This is a genomic window from Roseovarius conchicola, assembly GCF_041403425.1.
GTDB lineage: Bacteria > Pseudomonadota > Alphaproteobacteria > Rhodobacterales > Rhodobacteraceae > Roseovarius > Roseovarius conchicola.
Genome location: NZ_JBGEHK010000005.1, coordinates 15,769 through 30,942 on the forward strand (window position 1 = coordinate 15,769; position 15,174 = coordinate 30,942).

Consider the following 15,174-nt stretch of genomic DNA (forward strand, 5'->3'; position numbering starts at 1 on the left):
ATCGGCATACCTTTGCCTGTGCCCCGGTGTTTCGTGAGGACACACCGGATCAGGGGAGGCACAGGGTATGGCCGAAGAGACCAAGCGCAGACGCAGAGGCGGAGGCCGGGCAGGCAATGCCGAACGCCGGGGCACCGCTGTGATTGAGCAGATGCCATGGAACCCGCCGGTCAACATTGACCGCCCCACAGAGCCGCTGACCGAAGAGGGTGTGCTGGCCATTCATGACGGGGCCATGCGTATTCTTGAGGAAATCGGGATCGAAATCCTGAACCCCGAGGCACTGGAGATTTTCCGCGATTCCGGTGGCTGCACCATCAATGGTGAAAACCTGCGTATGGGCCGTGATTTCGTGATGGAGATGGTCGCCAAGGCCCCTGAAAGCTGGACCATCACGCCGCGCAATCCTGACCGCACGATCACCATTGGCGGCAAGCATCTGAATTTCGGCAACGTATCTTCCCCGCCCAGCTATTGGGATATGCGGATTGGCAAGAAGGTGACCGGCACCCGCGAAATGTGTGCCAACCTGCTGAAACTCAGTCAGTATTTCAACTGCATCCATTTTGTGGGCGGCTATCCGGTAGAACCTCAGGACGTACATGCCAGCATCCGCCACCTCGACGTGCTTTATGACAAGCTGACTTTGACCGACAAAGTGGCGCATGCCTATTGTCTGGGCAAAGAGCGGGTCGAGGATGTCATGGAGATGGTACGCATTGCGGGCGGTCATACCCATGAAGAGTTCGAATCCGGCCCCAAGATGTACTCCAATATCAACTCCACCTCGCCGCTGAAACACGACTATCCGATGCTGGATGGCTGGATGCGGTTGGCGCGGCGCAATCAGGGCCTTGTGGTCACCCCCTTCACCTTGGCCGGGGCGATGGCCCCAGTGACCATGTCAGGCGCCGTGGCGCAATCGCTGGCCGAGGGACTGGTGGCGGTTGTTCTGGCACAGTTGATCCGCCCGGGTGCGGCCTGTGCCATCGGCACTTTTACCTCCAACGTGGATATGAAATCGGGCGCGCCCGCGTTCGGGACCCCGGAATACATGCGTGCCACCCAGATGACGGGGCAATTGGCACGGTTTTACAAACTTCCCATGCGCGCCAGCGGGGTGTGTGCCGCCAATGTGCCGGATGGGCAGGCGATATGGGAGACTTCAAACAGCCTCTGGTCGGCCGTGCAGGCAGGGGCGCATATGGTCTATCACGCCGCCGGATGGCTGGAGGGCGGATTGATCGCATCCCCTGAAAAATTCGTCATGGATTGCGAGATTCTACAGCATATTCAACGCTACATGGATCCATCTCTGACAGCGACAGGCCCCGATGAGATCGCGGTAGAGGCCGTGCGGGAAGTTGGTGATCAGGGGCATTTCTTTGGCATTCAGCACACCCAGGATCGCTATGAGACGGCCTTCTATCAACCCTTCCTAAGCGATTGGCGGAATTTCGAGGCATGGGAAGTTGCTGGCGGGGTCTGGACTTCGCAGCGCGCGCATCAGGTGTCTCAGGACATCATCGCCAATTTTGAAGCTCCGCCGATGGACGAGGCCATTCGCGAGGAACTGGCCGCATTCGTCGAGCGCCGTAAATCCGAGGGTGGCGCGCCGACAGATTTCTGAGGTTGCACGGCAGTTGTCCTCACCGCTTCGCCAAAGACTGCTGGCCAGTGGGCCTGATGATTTGCTCGGGCAGGCATGTGTCTGCTATCCGCAAGGGATTGGGGGCTGTCGGTCGCAAAACAGATATCCGACGACACAGATCTCATGACTGCTTTGAGCCCTGGGCGGTCATCCCCGCGCGGAATCAAGGCCGCAGGCCGCCGCGCGATCGTCCGTTGACCGAAAGTCGATTGCCCGGCAATCGACGCAGGGGGCCTCCCGTAAGGGCTGGCGATTTGGCCGGGCTTGGCGCGATGCGGTGAACTCTTGCGGATTTGGCTGCAATAAAGTGCACCAAAACGGGCGCTTGATCGCCAACCCGCGGTCTGGCCATCGCGCGGCTTTCAGATGTCCGCTCGGCCCCGCAAAGCGCGACTTAATTAGACATCTGCACGCCCAGTCGCCTCAAAATCCGCTGCGATCCGCAATTCCCGCATGGGCCGGACCAGGTCAATGCATTGTTGATAAACCGGATCGGCCTTATAGGCAGCAAGTGCGGCGTCATCGGCGAATTCGGCATAGACGACCACGTCGATCTGGGCACCCGCGATCTGATCGGCCTGCAGGTTGCGCCCCACCTCGAAATGCTGAGAATGCGGGATCCCGCCCAGCATCTTCAGCCCTTCCTGAATACGCTCAACATCTTCGCGCTTCTTGGCGCTGAAAAACACGATGTGACGAATCATGAGTTACCCTTTATTCCGTGCGGCCTTTTCGGCCAATCCGCTGGTGCCCTGGCGGCGGGCGAGTTCATCCATGACCGCGCTCAGCGACACCTGCCGTGATTCCAGCATCACCAGCAGGTGAAACAGCACATCTGCCGCCTCCGAGATCAATGCGTCACGGTCGCCCTTGACCGCCTCGATGATGGCTTCAACCGCTTCTTCGCCGAATTTCTCGGCCACTTTTTCGGGGCCTTGCGCCAGCAATTTGGCGGTCCAGCTGTCGCTGGGGTCAGCCTTGGCACGGTCCGAGATGATGTCTGCCAGATCTTGCAGGGTCATGCGGCTATCCTCACCGGAATTCCGGCCTTGGACATATGGGCTTTGGCCTCGGCAATGGTGTATTCGCCAAAGTGAAAGATCGAGGCGGCCAGAACGGCGCTGGCTCCGCCTTTGGTGACGCCTTCAACCAAATGATCCAGCGTGCCAACCCCGCCCGAGGCAATCACGGGAATGCGCACCGCGTCGCTGATCGCGCGGGTAAGAGGCAGGTTGAAGCCTTGCTTGGTGCCGTCGCGATCCATGCTGGTCAACAGGATTTCACCGGCACCCTTGGTTTCGACCAATTGCGCGAACTCGACCGCATCAATGCCGGTGGGCTTGCGCCCGCCATGGGTAAAGATCTCCCATTTGCCGGGGCTGACGGTTTTGGCATCAATGGCCACGACGATGCACTGGCTGCCAAACTGATCCGAGGCGTCGGCCACCACATCCGGGTTGGCCACGGCAGCGGAATTGAAACTGACCTTGTCGGCCCCTGCAAGCAGCAGGGCGCGTACATCCGCCGCCGATCGCACGCCGCCGCCCACAGTCAGGGGAATATAGCATTGCTCGGCCGTGCGCCGGACCACGTCAAACATCGTGCCGCGATTTTCATGCGTGGCGTGAATATCGAGAAAACACAGCTCATCCGCGCCAGCTGCATCATAGGCGCGCGCGGCATCCACCGGATCGCCCGCGTCTACCAGATCGACAAAATTCACGCCCTTCACCACGCGGCCATCGGCCACGTCAAGGCAGGGGATGATCCGAGTTTTCAGCATGGTTTCGCCGCTGTCATGATTGTCACGGGATTGTTTATGTCCAATCGCGTCCGGATGCCAGAGGATGGAGCCAACATTAATTGCCGCATCACGGAGATTTTTTGCGATGAAACAGACCATTGCCGCCGCAGCCATTGCCATCACCGCCGCCGGAGGAGCTCAGGCCATGAATGACGACATCATAAAAGTCCAGGCGCAGGGAGACGTTGCCACCACCATGGACGCGCTTGTTGCCGCTGTGGAAGGGGCCGGGGCCACGGTGTTCGCCCGGGTCGATCATGCTGGTGGGGCCGCGAAAGTCGATATGGAACTGGACCCGTCGCAGGTGCTGATTTTCGGCAACCCCAAGCTGGGGACACCCGCCATGCAGGACGATCCGCTGGCCGGGCTGTTTTTGCCGCTGAAAGTGTTAGTCTACACTGATGGGGCAGGGCAGGTCTGGCTGGCCTACGAGGATCCGAAAGAAATGTTGGATGACTTGGGCAGCGTGTCCGAGGATGCCGCGTACATCAAGAAGATGAGCGGTGCCCTGGGCAAACTGACCGCAAAAGCTGCCGGAGGCTAACCGGTATCACGCGCCTTTCGATTTAAGGCCCAGCCCCTCTATCGCGAAAGCGAAAAGGGCCAGCGGAATTCCGAGAAGAACGTAAATCTTGCCTGCGACAATCATGAGAGGTTGTCCCCGGGCGGCGAGGGAAGTTACGGCCTCGCCGCCAAGGCAGTTGGAATAGGTTGCTAAAAGCGTCCCGTCGCAGGCCAACATCGGCAAGATGACCAACGAGATCAACACGACGGCCACCAGCCCGCCCTGAACAAGTATCACGCGCGCCACCGGGCTTTTCATCTCGCGCCCCTTGATCACCGCGACGATGGCGGGCATGCCGAGAAAGAAGGATAAAAGGAAATCGCCAAGCATTTGAAATCACGTATCAAGTAAAGAAATTCAGTGATTTCATTATGTTCAGGGCGTCCAGCAAGTCAATCACGCATTCACGAATGCAAATGCGCGCGGGGTTCGCCCAAAACGGAAAAGGCCGAGGGCAGCCAACAGTACGGCGACCCGGAACAGGATCGTATCAACCCGCGTTAAACAGGGCCAATGCCTTGCCCAGATCGATCGCCCCATCATAAAGCGCGCGGCCCGAAATGGCACCATCAAGCGGGGCGCCGCAGGTCTTGAGGGCGCGCAGATCGTCCAACGAGCTGACCCCGCCAGAGGCGATCACAGGAATCGACACAGCGTTGGCAAGGGCCGCCGTCGCCTCGACATTCGGACCTTGCATCGCGCCGTCGCGGTTGATGTCGGTATAGATGATCGCCGCCACGCCCGCGTCCTCAAAGGATAGGGCCAGATCAGTGGCCTCAACATCGGTTTCTTCGGCCCAGCCTTTGGTGGCGACAAACCCGTTGCGCGCATCAATCCCGACGGCAACCTGGCCGGGGAAGGCCTTGGCGGCCTCGCGCACCAATGCGGGGTTCTCCACCGCCACGGTGCCCAGGATCACGCGGGCCAGACCCTTGGAAATCCACCGCTCAATCGTGGCCATGTCACGAATGCCACCGCCCAGTTGCGCAGGTACTCTTGTGCGTTCCAGGATCGCCTCGACCGGCGCGGCGTTCACGGGCTCACCCGCAAAAGCGCCATTCAGATCAACAAGATGCAACCACTCGCACCCCGCTTCGACAAAGGCCATCGCCTGCGCTGCTGGATCGTCGTTGAACACCGTCGCCTGGTCCATTTCACCTTTGACAAGCCGCACAGCCTGTCCGTCTTTGAGATCGATTGCAGGATAAAGGATCATTGGCCGCGCGCCCCCCGAAATACATTGAAACTCATTTGACATGGAGGGCAGGCGAATGCAACGCGACCCGACGTCAGACTTGATTGCAGAGGCCGCAATAGACCACACTCCGCCCACCACTCAGGGAGGAGTAAAGATATGAAGAGTTTCGCAATCGCCGCAGCGGCCTTGATGATCAGCACCGGCGCTGCGTTCGCCGATCCGATTTTGGGTACATGGAAGACCCAACCGGGGGATGATGGAAATTACGGTCTGGTGACGATCAGCAAATGCGGCAGCCAGATTTGTGGTGTCTTGGGGCAGGGATTTGATTCCGCTGGGAACAAGATCGATTCACCCAATATCGGGCGCAAGATGATCTGGGATATGAACGCCGATGGCGGTGGTAAGTATTCCGGCGGTAAGATCTGGGCCCCGGATCGTGACAAGACCTATAATTCCAAGATGGCGCTCAGTGGCAATTCACTGAAAGTGTCAGGCTGTGTGCTGGGCATTTGCCGCAGTCAAAACTGGACCCGCGCTAAGTGATCAAGGGCCGTTTCGGCCAAAAATTGCTGACAGGCCGCACGCTCAGGTTGCTGGGTGTGCGGCCTGTTTTATATGGTGCGAGGAAGATGTGATTGGCGCTTTGAGAGTGGTCGGCCCTCAAGCGCCCTCGCTTGGAGGAAACATCATGCGCCTTGTCCTTGTCTTTCTGTTTGCCGGATTTGCCAGCACGGCCGCGGCTGACCCCATTGTTGGAATGTGGCATACGCAGGCGGATCGCAAAGGTCAGACCGCCTATGTGCAAGTTCAAAACTGTGCTCAGGCCCTGTGCGGAACCATCGTCAAGGTGTTCAGCCCGGGCGGTCAGCAGATTGCTCATAAGAATGTCGGCCGGAGAATCTTCTGGGATATGATCGCGCAGGGCGGGGGCAGCTATGCCGGGCGGGCCTTGGTGCCAGCCTATAACAAGGAGTACGACGCGCAGATGTTGCTAAGCGGAAACAACTTGACCGTCAAAGGCTGTCTTGGACCGATCTGCGAAAGTCAGAAATGGTCGCGTGTGAACTAGCCTAGGGCGCCCAATTCAGGAAATTGGCGATCATGCGCAGACCGGTTGCCTGGCTTTTCTCGGGATGAAATTGGGTGCCGATCACGTTGTCGCGCCCCACCACGGCGGTGATCGCTCCTGCATAATCCGCATGCGCCAACAAGTGGGCGGCATCGTCCACGCGGAACTGATAGGAATGCACGAAATAGGCGTGATCCCCGGTGCTGATGCCTTGAAATATGGGATGGTCCTGATCAATCACCAGATCGTTCCAGCCCATATGCGGCACCTTTAGCGTTGGATCACTGGGTGTGATCGGCCCGACCGAGCCTCCAATCCAGTCAAACCCGGGCGTGGTTTGGTATTCCAGCCCTTCGGTGGCCATCATCTGCATACCGATGCAAATGCCCATGAAGGGCTTGCCACCTGTGATCACCGCCTCTTCGATGGCCTCGAACACGCCGCGATGATCGAACAGTGCCTGGCGACAGGCCGGAAATGCCCCGTCACCGGGCAACACGATCCGGTCAGAGGCCCGGATGACGTCCGGGTCCGAGGTGACAACGACGTTCCCTGCGCCGGTCTCGGATGCCATGCGCTGAAACGCCTTTTCGGCCGAATGCAGGTTGCCCGATTCGTAATCAACGATTGCAGTGGTCATGCGCTCTACAACGCGCCTTTGGTCGAGGGGATAGCATCGGCCTTGCGCAGGTCCGTTTCGACCGCATCGCGCAGGGACCGGGCCACGGCCTTGAATGCCGCCTCGGCAATGTGATGGCTGTTGATGCCGTGTAACTGATCGACATGCAGGGTGATGCCGCCATGGGTGCCGAGTGCCTGAAAGAACTCGCGCACCAGTTCGGTATCAAACGTGCCGATCTTGGGGGTGGGCAGTTCGATATGCCACACCAGAAACGGTCGCCCGGACAAATCCAGCGCGGCGCGCACAAGCGCGTCATCCATCGGCAGCAGGCAGGCGCCATACCGCCGGATTCCCTTTTTGTCCCCAAGGGCTTGGGTCAGGGCCTGACCCAGTGCGATCCCTACATCCTCGACCGTGTGGTGATCATCGATATGGGTGTCCCCGCTGCAGCGGATAGTCATATCGATCAGGGAATGGCGCGCCAGCTGATCCAGCATATGATCGAAAAAACCGACGCCGGTCGCATTGTCATAAGCCCCGGAGCCATCGAGATTGATCTCGACCGAGATATCCGTCTCGGCGGTTTTGCGGGTGATCTTGGCTGTGCGCATGGTGTGATCCTCGAAGATTGTGGGCGTTATAGGCGCGCGCGGAGACAGTTCCAAGCCTCAGTCGCGCCGGGGTGCCATGAATCAAAAAACCTGTGACATAGGATCAATTCGCCAATACGTTGTTTAGATATTCAAATTTCTTATTCAACGGTCTTATTCCGATGCGAACGTTACTCTCACGGCTGGGCCTGGCCCTTGGTGTTTGCGCCTTCATTGGCAGTTGTGCAGCGCCCAATCCACCCTATCGCACAACGCAGATGAGCGAGGCGATCTGTGCTAACGACCACGTTCTCGCGGCATCCAACTTTGAGCTGTCGAGCCGTGCCCCTGGGCAAGCGCTTACCAGGGAAGAGCTGAAAACGCTGCGCAAGTGCCCCCGGCAAAAGCACTTGCTGCCTGATGTCGATGCGCCGCAGGTCATGCTGGTCAGTACGGCATCTGATGGGGTCACCGTTCGTTCTGACAATGACTGGACCCGGCTTGCGGCCAATGCGGGGCGTCCCGGAGAGCTGCTGCACTCGGACAGTTATCATCTGGCCTTTGTCGAGGTGGAGGAAAAGGAAAACAACCTTGGCGCGCGTCAGACCAAGGTTGTCACGCAACACCTGGACAGGCTGGACAAGGCCGGGGCGCAGAACGTGGTCGTCGTTTTTGTTCACGGGTGGCGCCACGATGCAGCGCTGCGCGATGGGGATGTGCGCAAGTTTCGCCGTGTTCTGGGCTATACTCGCGCGGCGCTGAATTCGCGCTGTATCGAGAACGGAAGCTATTGCAATGCCGAGCTGACCGGGATTTTCGCCGCCTGGCATGGGCGGGCCTTTGACGAAGGCGAAACCGAGACGGATGCCGATACCGGCGCTGGAAACGGAATCGGGGCAATCGGCCCGATCCTGAGTTTCTGGAACCGGTTTGATCGCTCTGAATGCCTGGGTAAATGGCGGCCAAGTTGTGGTGGCGAGCCGCCTGCGCGATCTTCTTCGCCGCTCAAGGATTTGCTGAACGATGTCGAGGATGAGTTGCGCCTGAACGCAGGCAACCCCAAGGCGGACAAGCTGATGGTGGTAGGCCATTCGATGGGCGGCAACATTCTGGCCACCATGCTGCGCGACGACGCTATCGCGAAGGTCGCCCGTCATCGCGCGGGGCGCGAGATGACACCTTTGGCCGGTGACCTCGTTGTTTTGATCAATCCGGCCTCGCGGGCTGAAAACTGGTCACCCATCCAGATGCGAGAACGTCAGAAAGCCGGGTATGATCCGGATGATAACCGGATCAGTTGCATCGGGTCTGATCCGAACGTTCCGGTGGAGTGTGATCAAGCAGATCGTGATAGGCTGCAACGCTGGCACACGCTCTATCCTGCCACACAACGCCCGATCTATATCTCGCTGACGGCAACGACGGGATGGGGTACCCTCAAGAACGCAAACCGTGAGGTCGAGTACGACACTGCGACCGGTTGGGTGTTCGAGCTTTCACAAGAGGTGATCGGCATCGAACGGCGCGATGGGCAAATCGCGCTTGGTCACCAATTGCCGGATTATGCGGGTAAACGCAGTCTAAACGGTCGGGCCGTGGGCAATTCGCATGAAATGGCGGTGCTTGAAGGCGCACGCACGGATGATGGCAGGCGCTTTGCCTCAAGATATGCCAGCACGATGACCGCCGAGGCGGCATGGTGCGCGCCCGCCGACGGGTGGCTGCTGCGCGCGCGCACCAACGATCTTGGGCAGCCCGTGGCGCGCAGCATAAGTTGGGATTACGGCTATGTGCCGGTGGGCGAGGATGGCACGCGCGTGTCCACGCGTAACGTTGGCGGAGCCTTCAACAAGGCGGCCGTGCAATGGCGTCAGGCGATCTATCCCGCTGGTAAATCCCGACACTTGTCGGTTAGCCCGTGGACCACACCATTCTGGAACACCCGCGTGCTGGACAGCGCGATCCGGGGACACGCGGGTTGGGCCAATTACGCCACCTGGTGCGCGCTGAACCAGTTGGTGCTGGATGACGTTACACGTCCGGCAGAGGCCCCCGAGGTTGAACAGGCCTTGGCCGATGGCAAGCCGGTTGAGCCGCACGCAGCAATGAGCGTTGCGCAATGACGATGATACTTCTTGGTGGTTGGGTAGAGAATTTGGAGCGGGTGATGAGATTCGAACTCACGACATTTACCTTGGCAAGGTAACGCTCTACCCCTGAGCTACACCCGCATCCTTGAGTGAGGTGGGAGATATAAAGTCTGGGCCAAGCCTGCAAGCCCTAAATTGGGATGCAGCCCAAAAATGTGTAGCTTTGCCCCAAAATGAGGGGCCTAAAAGGGCTGCGGACAAGGGCTTTCTGTAAAAAAGAGGACTGGTGATGGATGGTTGATCTTGAGATCATGGCGTTTTCAGATGCGGAGCAGGTGTCTCAGATCGGCATAACCGTGGTTCGGGTTACCGCTGAGGCCTTGTATCAGACAAAGCCGGAAATCAATGAAACACAGGTGTTTCAACCGGCATCTCCAGCCACGCTGGTTGTGGAGATCATCCTGGATGCAACCGGTGTTGAGGAGGGTAAAGGCATCAGCTCGGTGCCGGAGGCGATCGAAAACTTCAAAAAGCTGACCTATGACTACAACGGAAGTCTTCATTCTCCCAACTTTCTGAAACTTAGATGGGACGGCAATGAATTGCGCTGCAGGTTGGCGGGGCTCAACCTGGATTATCTTCTTTTTGACCCCTCAGGTGCCCCGCTCAGATGCAGGTTGAACGCGACGTTCATTGAACATCAAGCAACTGGTACCCGTGACTGGCGGTCGGGTAAAAAGTCGGCCGATATGACGCGCGAGGTTGCGACCGCGCCGCCTAAATCGCCGAGGCCGGAGGCAGAGGGTTAAGCGTGAAATCCTCGGTATGGACGATAATCTGGTCGTCCTGCAGCAAGACCATACCATAGGCCCCTGGTTCGTCGATGGAGACATGATGATCGTCATCACCAAGGCTCATCGGCATCTGGTGGCATGGGCTTTTGAAGATGGCAGTCGGGATGCCACCTGCCGAGCCCGAAATGGTGCGGTGCACATGGCCCGCGACGATCTGTTTGACTTGCTGATGGGCGCGCAACCATTGGATCAACTCGGCGCGGTTGCGCAAACCGATATGGTCCATGCCGTCAAACCCGGTGAGGATCGGCGGGTGATGCATGAACAGGATTGTGGGGGTGTCTGATGCCTCGGTCAGTCGGTCTTCCAGCCAGCTCAGACGCGCTTCACACAGCAGACCACTATGTTGAATCTCGGCCTCCTCATCTGCCGTATCCAGCAGGATCAGGCGGTACCCATGGGCGTCGATTACCGTTTGGACAAACCCGTTTTCGTCCACCGGCGCCTCGGGAAAGGCGGCGCGGAACTTGGCGCGGATGTCGTGATTGCCGATGGTCATAGCCACCGGGATCGGGCAATCGGCGAGGGCGGCGCGCAACCGCGCGTATTCCTTTGAACTGCCATAATGTGCCAGGTCACCGGTGATGATGACATGGGACGCATCCGGATGCGTGGCCAGGGCGTGGGCCAGCCCTTGGGAAAACCGCGCAACCGGGTCGAGGCCGATAATATCACGGCCCTCTTTGACAAAATGAATATCGGTGAAAACAAGGAGCTTTTGCATCGGCTTGTCCGCTTAGGAAGGTTTGTTAAGCAGTGTATCGCGGATTCCTCACGCCCGTGATTTCCCCAAAACGACATAAGCGCGATCAGAAAACGCCATGTCCTACCAGGCCCAGAGCAGCGAGCAACAGCATCGCAAATGTCGCCAGCATGCCAGCCTGGCGTAACCACAGGCGTTTTCCGTCGGCCGTCAGCCCCACGGCGTGCAGGGTGCGACCAAGCAACAGAAGTGCACCCAGAAAATGCACTGACCAGAGCGGCGCACCCTGTATCTCGCACAAGGCCAACAGCAGAAGGCCAAGCGGGGCGTATTCGGTACAGTTGGCCTGAGCACGGATACGCTCTGACAGGTGTTTGTCGCCCCCATCCCCCAAAAGCGTGCGGGAACGGCGTCTCGCCAGGATCACCCGAATGCTGAGGATGATCAAAAGCAGGGTGAGCAAGCCAGCGTAAAGCGGAGTTGCGATGAGCGTCATCGAGGTCTCACTCCAGTTCGATCAGAAGGTCCTTGGCATCAATCTGACCGCCTGCACTCACATGCACGGCCTTCACGGTGGCGTCGCGCTCGGCATAAATGCCGGTCTCCATCTTCATCGCTTCGATGGTCAGCAGCAAGTCATCCTGTTTGACCTCCTGTCCCACGCTGACCGCGACCGAGGCAACCACACCCGGCATCGGGGCGCCGATATGGTTGGCATTGCCTTGCTCAGCCTTGGGGCGTTGGGTGGTTTGCGATTTTACCAGACGGTTGGGCACACGGATCACACGGGGCTGACCGTTCAATTCGAAGAACACCCGCACTTCGCCGTCATCCTGTGTTTCGCCCACGGCCTGCAGCAGGATTTCCATGGTCTTGCCGGGGTCAATCTCGACGCTGATCTCTTCACCTGGCTCCATGCCGTAGAAGAACGTCCGCGTCGGTAGGGTGCGCACCGGGCCATAGGCGCGATGGCGGCCCATGTAGTCAAGAAACACCTTCGGGTACATCAGATAACCGTTCAGGTCCTCGTCATCGACCGACTTGCCCTCCAGCTGCTCGCTGAGGTCCTTGCGCGTGGCCTCAAGATCGACCGGCTCAAGATGCTTGCCGGGGCGTTCGGTGTTGGGGCTTTCGCCTTTCAACACCTTGGCCAGGATCGTTTCTGGGAAGCCACCGGGAGGTTGGCCCAGATTGCCGCGCATCATGTCGATCACACTGTCAGGGAAGGCCACATCGGTATCCGGGTCTTCCACATCGTCGCGGGTGAGGCCCTGAGAGACCATCATCAGCGCCATGTCACCCACCACCTTGGAGGACGGTGTCACTTTCACGATATCACCGAACATCTGGTTCACATCGGCATAGGTGCGCGCCACTTCGGGCCATTTCTCTTCCAGACCCAGCGAGGCGGCCTGTGCCTTGAGGTTGGTGAACTGTCCACCGGGCATTTCATGCAGGTAAACCTCGGAGGAGGGGGCCTGCATCCCGGTTTCAAAGGCACGGTAATGGCTGCGCACTTCTTCCCAGTAATCCGAGATTTCGCGGATCGTGCCCATGTCGATGCCGGTGTCGCGGTCGGTGTTCTTCAGGGCCGAGACAACCGTGCCGAGCGTGGCCTGCGAGGTATTACCCGACAGCGCGTCCATCGCGGCGTCGGCGGCGTCTACCCCGGCGTCGGCAGCAGCAAGAATAGTGGCCGAAGCCGCGCCCGCAGTGTCGTGCGTGTGGAAATGGACCGGGATGGTCAGTTCGTCCTTCAGCGCCTTGATCAGCACGCGGGCCGAAGCAGGTTTCAGCAAACCCGCCATATCTTTCAGGCCCAACACATGGGCCCCTGCGGCCTCAAGCTCTTTGGCCATGCCGACATAGTATTTCAGGTCGTATTTGGCGCGGTCAGGATCAAGGATATCACCAGTGTAACAGACGGTGCCTTCGCAGATTTTGCCCGAGTCGATCACCGCATCCATGGCAACGCGCATGTTTTCCACCCAGTTCAGCGAGTCAAAGACACGGAATACATCGACTCCGGTCTCGGCGGCTTGCCGGACGAACTCCTGAACCACGTTGTCGGGGTAATTGGTGTAGCCCACACCGTTGGAAGCACGCAGCAGCATCTGCGTCAGCAGGTTCGGCATCCGTTCACGCAGGTCGCGCAGGCGCTGCCATGGGCATTCCTGCAGGAAGCGATAGGCGACGTCGAATGTGGCCCCGCCCCAGCATTCCATCGAGAAAAGCTGTGGCAGCTTGTGGGCATAAGCCGGTGCAACACGGATCATGTCAAACGAGCGCATCCGAGTGGCCAGAAGCGATTGGTGCGCATCGCGCATGGTGGTGTCTGTCAGCAAAAGTTGTTTTTGCTCCAGCATCCAGTCGGCAACGGCCTTGGCGCCTTTTGCATCAAGCAGGGTTTTGCTGCCCGGGGGCGGCGTTTCCAGCGGCGTGCGCAGGGCGCGTGGCAGCTTGAGATCAGCGGGCGGTTTGGGCTTGTCCGTCGTCTCGGGGTGCCCGTTCACCGTGATGTCGGCGATATATGTGAGAACCTTGGTGCCGCGGTCGCGTCGCTTGTTGAACTGGAACAGGTCGGGCGTCGTGTCGATGAACTTGGTTGTGTATTCATTGCTGAGGAATGTGGGGTGTTTCAGCAGATTTTCGACGAAGGCGATGTTGGTGCTGACGCCGCGAATCCGGAACTCGCGCAGGGCGCGGTCCATCCGTGCAATGGCCCCTTCCGGGGTTTGCGCATGGGCTGTAATCTTGACCAGCAGGCTGTCGTAGAACCGGGTGATCACGCCACCCGAATAGGCCGTACCGCCATCAAGGCGGATGCCCATCCCCGTCGCCTCGCGGAACGCGGTGATGCGGCCGTAATCGGGGATGAAATTGTTCTGCGGGTCCTCGGTGGTGATCCGGGTCTGCAAGGCGTGGCCGTTCAGGGTGACGTCATCCTGGCTGGGCTTACGGGTGGCTTCGTGCAGGGTCTTGCCCTCGGCGATCTTGATCTGGGCCTGCACGATGTCGATGCCGGTCACTTCTTCGGTGACGGTATGTTCCACCTGTACACGGGGGTTCACCTCGATGAAGTAGAACTGCTGCGTGTCCATATCCATCAGGAATTCGACGGTGCCCGCGCATTCGTAGTTAACGTGTTTGCAGATCTTGTAGCCGAGCTGACAAATTTCTTCGCGCTGTGCGTCGGTCAGGTAGGGGGCAGGGGCGCGTTCGACCACTTTCTGGTTGCGGCGCTGGACCGAGCAATCCCGCTCGAACAGGTGATACATGTTGCCGTGCTTGTCGCCGAGGATCTGCACCTCGACGTGGCGGGCGCGCAGGATCATCTTTTCCAGATACCCCTCGCCATTGCCAAATGCGGCCTCGGCCTCGCGCCGGCCTTCCAATACTTTTTCTTCCAGCTCTTCGGGCTTCTCAATGGGGCGCATCCCACGTCCGCCACCACCCCATGACGCCTTGAGCATCATCGGATAGCCCACCTCATCCGCTTGTTTGCGGACCAAGCCCATATCATCGCCCAACACATCCGACGCCGGGATGACCGGCACACCGGCCTCGATCGCGACGCGCCGTGCGCTGGCCTTGTCGCCCAGTGCGCGCATGGTTTCGGCCTTGGGCCCGATGAAAGTGATGCCATTGGCCGCGCAGGCATCCACGAAATCTGGGTTCTCGGACAACAGGCCATAGCCGGGGTGAATCGCATCGGCACCACACTGCTTGGCCACGCGGATGATTTCGTCAATCGAGAGGTATGCGGCGACAGGCCCCATGCCTTCCCCGATGCGATAGGCCTCGTCCGCCTTGAAGCGATGCAGCCCCAGTTTGTCCTCTTCGGCAAAGACAGCCACGGTGCGTTTACCAAGTTCATTGGCGGCCCGCATGATGCGAATGGCGATCTCGCCACGGTTGGCAATCAGGATTTTCTTGAATTCAGCCATCGGTTCTGTCTCCGTGATTGATGAGGCAGGGACGTTACGTCATGCCGCAGTGCAGCGCATTTGCGGCGTTTGTAAGAT

Annotated in this window: 16 protein-coding genes and 1 tRNA gene; 6 read left to right on the plus strand and 11 right to left on the minus strand. The window is 59.1% G+C overall.

What is annotated here, in order from left to right; translation table 11 throughout:
• The first annotated feature begins 67 nt into the window (after positions 1-67).
• Positions 68-1,630, plus strand: coding sequence for a trimethylamine methyltransferase family protein (locus V6N02_RS14410; RefSeq protein ID WP_371226413.1), 1,563 nt, complete (start codon positions 68-70; stop codon positions 1,628-1,630).
• A gap of 419 nt (positions 1,631-2,049) precedes the next feature.
• On the opposite strand, the gene V6N02_RS14415 is transcribed toward V6N02_RS14410, so the two are convergent.
• From V6N02_RS14415 to hisF, 3 genes are read right to left on the minus strand one after another with little or no spacing between them, the layout of a single operon-like run.
• Positions 2,050-2,355 (minus strand): Dabb family protein, encoded by a 306-nt coding sequence (locus V6N02_RS14415; RefSeq protein WP_371226415.1) that lies wholly within the window; start codon positions 2,353-2,355, stop codon positions 2,050-2,052.
• 3 nt (positions 2,356-2,358) lie between these two features.
• Positions 2,359-2,673 carry a phosphoribosyl-ATP diphosphatase gene (locus V6N02_RS14420; protein WP_371226417.1) on the minus strand — a complete coding sequence of 105 codons (315 nt, stop codon included), beginning with the start codon at positions 2,671-2,673 and terminating at the stop codon, positions 2,359-2,361.
• Entirely contained in the window at positions 2,670-3,434 is a 765-nt protein-coding gene (gene hisF, locus V6N02_RS14425; RefSeq protein WP_371226419.1) for an imidazole glycerol phosphate synthase subunit HisF, read from the minus strand. Before hisF ends, V6N02_RS14420 begins: the two co-directional genes overlap by 4 nt.
• A 106-nt stretch (positions 3,435-3,540) precedes the next feature.
• Between hisF and V6N02_RS14430 the strand changes: the two genes are divergently transcribed.
• Complete coding sequence (locus V6N02_RS14430; RefSeq protein WP_371226421.1) at positions 3,541-3,999, plus strand: DUF302 domain-containing protein; 459 nt, start codon at positions 3,541-3,543, stop codon at positions 3,997-3,999.
• Between the two features lie 6 nt (positions 4,000-4,005).
• Here V6N02_RS14430 and V6N02_RS14435 read toward each other — a convergent pair whose 3' ends face one another.
• Both V6N02_RS14435 and hisA read right to left on the minus strand, forming a co-directional pair.
• Positions 4,006-4,350 (minus strand): hypothetical protein, encoded by a 345-nt coding sequence (locus V6N02_RS14435; protein ID WP_371226423.1) that lies wholly within the window; start codon positions 4,348-4,350, stop codon positions 4,006-4,008.
• A gap of 160 nt (positions 4,351-4,510) precedes the next feature.
• Positions 4,511-5,236, minus strand: coding sequence for a 1-(5-phosphoribosyl)-5-[(5-phosphoribosylamino)methylideneamino]imidazole-4-carboxamide isomerase (gene hisA, locus V6N02_RS14440; protein WP_371226425.1), 726 nt, complete (start codon positions 5,234-5,236; stop codon positions 4,511-4,513).
• Positions 5,237-5,374: 138 nt separating this feature from the next.
• Between hisA and V6N02_RS14445 the strand changes: the two genes are divergently transcribed.
• Positions 5,375-5,764, plus strand: coding sequence for a DUF2147 domain-containing protein (locus V6N02_RS14445; protein WP_371226427.1), 390 nt, complete (start codon positions 5,375-5,377; stop codon positions 5,762-5,764).
• A 145-nt stretch (positions 5,765-5,909) separates the two neighbouring features.
• Complete coding sequence (locus tag V6N02_RS14450; protein WP_371226429.1) at positions 5,910-6,290, plus strand: DUF2147 domain-containing protein; 381 nt, start codon at positions 5,910-5,912, stop codon at positions 6,288-6,290.
• 1 nt (position 6,291) lies between these two features.
• Here the strand turns inward: V6N02_RS14450 and hisH are convergent, their stop codons facing one another.
• Both hisH and hisB read right to left on the minus strand, forming a co-directional pair.
• Positions 6,292-6,930 carry an imidazole glycerol phosphate synthase subunit HisH gene (hisH, locus tag V6N02_RS14455; RefSeq protein ID WP_371226431.1) on the minus strand — a complete coding sequence of 213 codons (639 nt, stop codon included), beginning with the start codon at positions 6,928-6,930 and terminating at the stop codon, positions 6,292-6,294.
• A 5-nt stretch (positions 6,931-6,935) separates the two neighbouring features.
• The gene (hisB, locus tag V6N02_RS14460) at positions 6,936-7,523 is read right to left on the minus strand and encodes an imidazoleglycerol-phosphate dehydratase HisB (protein WP_371226433.1); all 588 of its coding nucleotides are present in this window, start codon (positions 7,521-7,523) and stop codon (positions 6,936-6,938) included.
• A 161-nt stretch (positions 7,524-7,684) separates the two neighbouring features.
• On the opposite strand from hisB, the gene V6N02_RS14465 reads away from it, so the two are divergent.
• The gene (locus V6N02_RS14465) at positions 7,685-9,625 is read left to right on the plus strand and encodes a hypothetical protein (RefSeq protein WP_371226435.1); all 1,941 of its coding nucleotides are present in this window, start codon (positions 7,685-7,687) and stop codon (positions 9,623-9,625) included.
• 33 nt (positions 9,626-9,658) lie between these two features.
• Here V6N02_RS14465 and V6N02_RS14470 read toward each other — a convergent pair.
• Positions 9,659-9,733, minus strand: a tRNA-Gly gene (locus V6N02_RS14470).
• Positions 9,734-9,885: 152 nt separating this feature from the next.
• Between V6N02_RS14470 and V6N02_RS14475 the strand changes: the two genes are divergently transcribed.
• Positions 9,886-10,401 carry a CIS tube protein gene (locus V6N02_RS14475; protein ID WP_371226437.1) on the plus strand — a complete coding sequence of 172 codons (516 nt, stop codon included), beginning with the start codon at positions 9,886-9,888 and terminating at the stop codon, positions 10,399-10,401.
• Here the strand turns inward: V6N02_RS14475 and V6N02_RS14480 are convergent.
• The 3 genes from V6N02_RS14480 to V6N02_RS14490 all read right to left on the minus strand — a co-directional run bounded on the left by V6N02_RS14480 (position 10,370) and on the right by V6N02_RS14490 (position 15,096).
• Positions 10,370-11,170: a phosphodiesterase gene (locus tag V6N02_RS14480; RefSeq protein WP_371226439.1), complete on the minus strand. Its 801-nt coding sequence runs from the start codon at positions 11,168-11,170 to the stop codon at positions 10,370-10,372. The genes V6N02_RS14475 and V6N02_RS14480 overlap by 32 nt on opposite strands.
• A gap of 85 nt (positions 11,171-11,255) precedes the next feature.
• Complete coding sequence (locus tag V6N02_RS14485; protein ID WP_371226441.1) at positions 11,256-11,645, minus strand: MAPEG family protein; 390 nt, start codon at positions 11,643-11,645, stop codon at positions 11,256-11,258.
• Positions 11,646-11,652: 7 nt separating this feature from the next.
• Positions 11,653-15,096, minus strand: a complete 3,444-nt coding sequence (locus V6N02_RS14490) for a pyruvate carboxylase (RefSeq protein WP_371226443.1) — start codon at positions 15,094-15,096, stop codon at positions 11,653-11,655.
• Between the last annotated feature and the right edge of the window lie 78 nt (positions 15,097-15,174).